5 protein-coding genes and 1 tRNA gene are annotated in these 5,580 nt (G+C 64.4%); 5 read left to right on the plus strand and 1 reads right to left on the minus strand.

The window, feature by feature from the left end:
* Window positions 1-166: 166 nt before the first annotated feature.
* On the minus strand, window positions 167-424 hold the full coding sequence (locus tag Q8N40_RS21180) for a PilZ domain-containing protein (protein WP_305320233.1): 258 nt from the start codon (window positions 422-424) through the stop codon (window positions 167-169).
* Between the two features lie 308 nt (window positions 425-732).
* Here Q8N40_RS21180 and Q8N40_RS21185 point away from each other — a divergent pair.
* From Q8N40_RS21185 to Q8N40_RS21205, 5 genes are all read left to right on the plus strand, one after another.
* Window positions 733-807 (plus strand) — tRNA-Glu (locus Q8N40_RS21185).
* 661 nt (window positions 808-1,468) lie between these two features.
* Window positions 1,469-2,701: a Zn-dependent hydrolase gene (locus tag Q8N40_RS21190; RefSeq protein WP_305713186.1), complete on the plus strand. Its 1,233-nt coding sequence runs from the start codon at window positions 1,469-1,471 to the stop codon at window positions 2,699-2,701.
* A gap of 189 nt (window positions 2,702-2,890) precedes the next feature.
* Window positions 2,891-3,175, plus strand: coding sequence for a hypothetical protein (locus Q8N40_RS21195; RefSeq protein WP_305320216.1), 285 nt, complete (start codon window positions 2,891-2,893; stop codon window positions 3,173-3,175).
* Window positions 3,176-3,287: 112 nt separating this feature from the next.
* Window positions 3,288-4,322 (plus strand): PrsW family glutamic-type intramembrane protease, encoded by a 1,035-nt coding sequence (locus Q8N40_RS21200; RefSeq protein ID WP_305320215.1) that lies wholly within the window; start codon window positions 3,288-3,290, stop codon window positions 4,320-4,322.
* Between the two features lie 242 nt (window positions 4,323-4,564).
* On the plus strand, window positions 4,565-5,580 hold a 1,016-nt coding region (locus Q8N40_RS21205; protein WP_305713187.1), incomplete at its 3' end, for a 3-deoxy-7-phosphoheptulonate synthase.

The following is a 5,580-nucleotide window of genomic DNA, read 5'->3' on the forward strand; positions in this document are numbered from 1 at the left end:
GCCGGCGCGCTTCAGCGGAAGTTGCTGGACGGTGGAACCGGATTTATCGGATTTTTGCGGCCGGGGCTGCTCGGCGGCGGCCGATGAGGCCGGCCACAGTGCAGTAATGGCGATCAGCAGAGGTACGTTTCGCATCCCGCCTTCTATCGCCGGGGCGCGGCCTGCGCTAGCGGACGAATTTGATCCCGACGGTCTTGCCGCGGCGCCAGACCACTTCGCAGCTTCGCCCGGTACGCGCATCGCGCGAAAACGCCAGCCGCAGTTTGCCCGGCAGCGCGTTGGGATCGTCGACCGTGACCCTGGCGCCGGTCGACGACAGATCCTGCACCACGCAGGGCCGCGCGGCAAAGCCGCCGTCCAGCGTGATCCACCCGGGCTGGTGGACGGATTTGCGGGATTCCCGTTTCTTGGCGGCTGCGGCCATCTCGATTGCTCCTGATGCCATATCCCTACCCGATCGGGCTTTAGGAACCGTTGCGCGAGACGAAAAATCCTCAGGCCTGGGCGCTGCGGGGAAACGTGGCCAACATGCCCGCAAAAACGCTTTTGCCGGTGGCTTGCCCGCCCGCGCAAACGCCACTATACGTTCGCGCGCCGCTCCGATCATGTCACTGCGATCAGGATTGCGGTACGGTGCCACCGCCCCTTCAAGGCGTTGATTTTCCGGGACTATTTGTACCATCTGCAGCGAAACGGCAGCATTGCGACCAACCCGGCCGCAGCGACGCCTTCGCTCCCTTCGTCTATCGGTTAGGACGCCACCCTTTCACGGTGGAGAGAGCGGTTCGATTCCGCTAGGGAGCGCCATCGCCGTTTCGGCGTTTGAAATCAGACGGTAATTTAGCTCTGATGGACCCACTTCCTGGAACGCGTGTTGCGATAGGCCGCCGTTGCCCCCAGTACAATTCGTACGATGGGTTGAGCCCTTGCGAAAGCCTCGGGGTATCGCTTGCCTCGACGGGTTTCGCTTTCACCTGTGCGGACTGAAGTTCGGCCGATGCGGTCGCTCTACCCATCTGCCGCCTTCCGGGTCATCCATCGGCGGCTGGCGCAACAAAAACTTTCATGAGCGAGCCTGCGCGAAAGAATCAATTTCTCGAATAGATTCAACCAATTCACCCGACGAGCATATCAATCCATATCAACAGCCATCCCGTCACGGGGGCGTTGCGCAACGTACCGGCGGGGGGCGGTGGATGCGGATGGTGCTTCTGACGAGGACGCCTGAATCGGGCCGCGAAGTCGCGGGGTTCCAACACCCTCAGGCTGGAGTCAAGTTCGCGTTAAGGAGCGCGGGCGACGGTGGGCCGCGCAGGGAAAGTCGGATTGCCTCCGCTGGACCTGTAGGCTCATCGCATCGCGACGATGCGAACGCGCGTTCTCTTGCCGTTTGAAAATCGAATCCGAACTTTGTCATTTTGCCCTGCTGCTGCTTGCCGCATTCCCACAGAACGAGAAGAGCCAGCCAATGCCCGAAAATCGCCCACAGTTTGACGGATCCCGAGTCCTTGGCGATCTCCGCGCGCTCCGTGCCATCGGCGCCTACAAGACCGGCGTTCACAAGCCCACCTTCTCCGAGCCGCATATGCGCTCGCTGCAATGGCTTGCCGAGCGGCTTCCTGCGGCGGGACTCGCCGCCGAGATCGACGGCATCGGCAATTTGCTCGGCACCAGCCCGAAATCCGGCCCGAAACTGCTGGCCGGCTCCCATCTCGAAAGCCAGAATTACGCCGGCTGGCTCGACGGGCCGCTTGGCGTCGTCTACGCGCTCGAAGCCGCCCGCGTCATCAACGCCGATCCGGGCGCCAAAGGGTTCGTCGAAGTCGCGGCCTGGTGCGATGAGGAAGGACATTTCGGCTCGTTCCTCGGCTCAAGGTCCTATGTCGGTGCGCTGACCGAGGCTGACATCGACGCGGCACGCGACCGCAGCAGTGGCCGAACCATGCGCGATGCGCTGCGCGAGGTCGGGCTTTCCGGCCGGCCCCGCGTCACGGCTGAACGCGGCCGTCATATCGGTTATCTTGAGGCGCATATCGAACAGGGCCAGACGCTCGAAAGCGGCGGCCTTGCGATCGGAATCGTCACCTCCATCGTCGGGATCTGGCAGTACCGGATCATTTTTGAGGGCGAGCAAAATCATGCCGGCACCACAAGGATGGACGTTCGCAAGGATGCCGGCCTGGCGCTGGCGAGATTCTGCGTCGGCATCGACGACCGGTTTCCGGCCGCATGCGGACCGCGAACGGTATGGACCACCGGCCGCATCGTGCTCGATCCCGGCGCGCCCAGCATCATTCCCGGACGGGCGGAAATGCTGTTCCAGATGCGCGACGATGACCCTGGTGTGATCGATCGCCTCGAAACCCTGCTGCACGACATGGCTGCCGAGACCCGCGCGCTAGGCCGATGCACGGTGGCGGTAGAGCGACTTCGTACCGGGGCCCCCGCCTTGATGAATGCAGGATTCCAGCAGGCCATCGAAGCGGCCAGCGCCGCCTTTGCCGGCGGCAGATCGATCCGCATGCCCTCGGGCGCCGGTCACGACGCCCAGGTGCTCGCCACCATCATGCCTGCGGCCATGCTGTTCGTGCCTTCGATCGGCGGCATCAGCCATCACTGGACCGAAAACACCGGGGATGCCGACATCGTCACCGGTGCCGAGGTCTTCGTCGACGCCTGCCGCCGCCTGCTGGCGGGATGAGTTCGGCGACTGCGCCCCACGCGGCAGCCTCTCCGCCGTCGCCCCATTTTTGCACAAATCACCAATGGACACCGCGCGCGAATACGTGCACTTGCCTAGGCATATCCGAACGATCTGATTTGACGCTATCTTCGCTGCCTGCCGGGTGCGCCGGCGCTCATGGCCGGCCTCCGGCCAAAAGGTAACCAAATGAAACTCATCGCCATCGTCGCCGCGATTTGCGCGCTGTCCCAGGCCGCCATCGCCCAGACTGGTGACTGCAAGGGGATCGCCGATGCCACCGCGCGGCTGGCCTGCTACGACAAGGCCGCGCCGCGCGCCGCCGCCGACAAACCGGCGATGGCAAGACCCCTCGCCGCGCCCCCGGCCAAACTACCGGCGTCGAAGACCGACGACGGCAAATACGTCGATACGATCAGCGCCGAGGACGCCCTGATGAACGCGCGGCTGAAGAACATCTGCCGCGGCTGCTGAGGGTGACGTCGGGCCGCGCAGGTCGGGGGTAGGCCAGCGCCTGCTGCTTGCTGTCGCACTTGTGAATTTCCGGGAGCGGATAGCTTCGAAAAATGCCATATCTGCCCTCCTGATGCTCCTCCTCGAAGCCCTCCCCACCGTCATCGGCACCGCGGCGATCGCGCCGGCGCTCCTGATCCTGTGGCTCGTGATCGCGGCCGGCGAAAGGCCCGGCCCGCCCGCCAGGGTCTGGACCGCTTTTCTGCTCGGCGCCGCCAGCATTTCGCTGCTCGGCCTCGTGCGAAAGCCGCTGACGTCGCTGTTCGCGGTTCCGGAGCACCCCTGGCTCGCACAGGCGCTGCATGCAATCCTCGGAATCGCCGCGCCCGAGGAGATCGTCAAAATTCTCGTCATCCTCGTGGTTTCGACACGGCGCCGGCCGGGCGCCGACCCAATGGACGCCGTGGTCTATGGCGCCGCCGCCGGGCTTGGCTTCGCCGCCTACGAAAACCTGGCCTACCTCATTCAGCACCAGGAGATATGGAAGTCGCTGGCCGCGCTGCGCAGCGTCCTTACCGTACCGTTCCATGGCGCGCTCGGCATCATCGCCGGCGCCTATCTCGCCATCGCGCGATCCGGCACGGCGCTCGGCGCGAACCGCCACAACCGTGACTGGGCTCGGATCTCCAGCTCGACACTGGTGCTGCTGGCGCCGCTGACACTGCACGCCGCATTCGATCTCCCTCTGCTCACGCTGCAGCAAAATCCGGACCTGGCATCCTCGACCCGCTTTATGCTGGGCGCTACCAGCCTGCTGATCGGCTTCGGCACGATCGGCCTTGCGATCCGGCTGGTATGGCGGGTCGGCCGCCATCACGCGCCCCGCACCGAGCTCGCGCGTGAGCGGCTCAGCCAGTTGCGCCAGATGTGGGCGCTGCTGGTGCTGGGCGGCGGCGCCGGATTTGCCGGTCTCGCCTTCGTGCTGACTTCGATCCACCAATGGTTCGTCAATCCCGACCGCAACCCTGCGCTGGTCCTGGTACCGATCGGCCTCATCTCCGTGCTGATCGGCGCCGCGCTGCTGGTAGCGACGGCGTCGATCTACATTCTCGGCCGCAATCGCATACGCACGACGGCGGAGGGCTTCTCGGTACCGGGCCAGGGGTGAAGCACGGCTGAGCCCGGATCGGTGCCGCCGATTTCCGGATGACAAGACAAAAGGCATGCGCTATGAGAGGCTCATGATCACCATCGCCACCAGCAATTATTGGTATTTTAGCTTCGACAGCTCGCTGGCGGTGGGAGGATCACGCTCAATCTGACGAATTGCAGCAAGAAGTCCGAACAGCCGCCGCCCGATCTGGCGGCTTTTTTTTGGCCGGCAGGTCCCTCAAATCAGGAGCCATAGCCGTGTTGAGCACCACAGACGATCTTCGTATCGAAGAAATAAAAGAGCTGAGTACGCCGCAAGAGGTCATGCGCGAAATCCCGCGCACCCTGACCGCGACGCGCGTCGTGACGGCGTCGCGTAACGCCATCCACGCCATCCTGAACGGTGTGGACGATCGCCTTCTGGTGGTCGTCGGTCCCTGTTCGGTACACGATCCCGACGCCGCCGTGGACTACGCCACGCGTCTTGCCGCCGTGCGCGAACAGCTTTCCGACCGGCTCGAGATCGTGATGCGCGTCTATTTCGAGAAACCGCGCACCACGGTGGGGTGGAAGGGCCTGATCAACGATCCGGACCTCGATGGCAGCTTCAACATCAACAAGGGCCTGCGGCTCGCCCGCAACGTGCTCTCCGCCGTGAACAATCTCGGCCTGCCGGCGGCAACCGAATTTCTCGACCTGACGACGCCGCAATACATCGCCGATCTGGTGGCGTGGGCGGCGATCGGCGCGCGCACCACGGAAAGCCAGATTCATCGCGAACTCGCTTCCGGTTTGTCCTGCCCCGTCGGTTTCAAGAACGGCACCGACGGCAATGTCCGCATCGCCGCGGAGGCGGTGAAGTCGGCCTCGCATCCGCACCATTTCATGGCGGTGACCAAGCGTGGGCGCTCGGCGATCGCGGCGACATCGGGCAATGAAGACTGCCATATCATTCTGCGCGGCGGCAGCCGGCCGAATTACGATCAGGCCAGCATCGCGGCCGCCTCGGCCGAACTCGCGCGCGCCGGCGTAGCACCGCGGATCATGATCGATGCCAGTCATGCCAACAGCGGCAAGAAGCCGGAGAACCAGCCGATGGTGGTTGCCGATGTCGCCGGGCAAGTCTCCAGCGGCGATCAGCGCATCGTCGGCGTCATGATCGAAAGCAATCTGGTCGCGGGCCGCCAGGAAGTGCTGCCGGGCGCGACGCTGACTTATGGGCAGAGCATCACCGACGGCTGCATCGACTGGCAGACCACCGTGCCGGCGCTGAA

The sequence above is a fragment of the Bradyrhizobium sp. genome (assembly GCF_030693485.1).
GTDB lineage: Bacteria > Pseudomonadota > Alphaproteobacteria > Rhizobiales > Xanthobacteraceae > Bradyrhizobium.

Coding starts and splice junctions, on each gene's coding strand:
- Q8N40_RS21180 (WP_305320233.1), bottom strand. CDS start 424: ATGGCCGCAGCCGCCAAGAAACGGGAATCCCGCAAATCCGTCCACCAG.
- Q8N40_RS21190 (WP_305713186.1), top strand. CDS start 1,469: ATGCCCGAAAATCGCCCACAGTTTGACGGATCCCGAGTCCTTGGCGAT.
- Q8N40_RS21195 (WP_305320216.1), top strand. CDS start 2,891: ATGAAACTCATCGCCATCGTCGCCGCGATTTGCGCGCTGTCCCAGGCC.
- Q8N40_RS21200 (WP_305320215.1), top strand. CDS start 3,288: ATGCTCCTCCTCGAAGCCCTCCCCACCGTCATCGGCACCGCGGCGATC.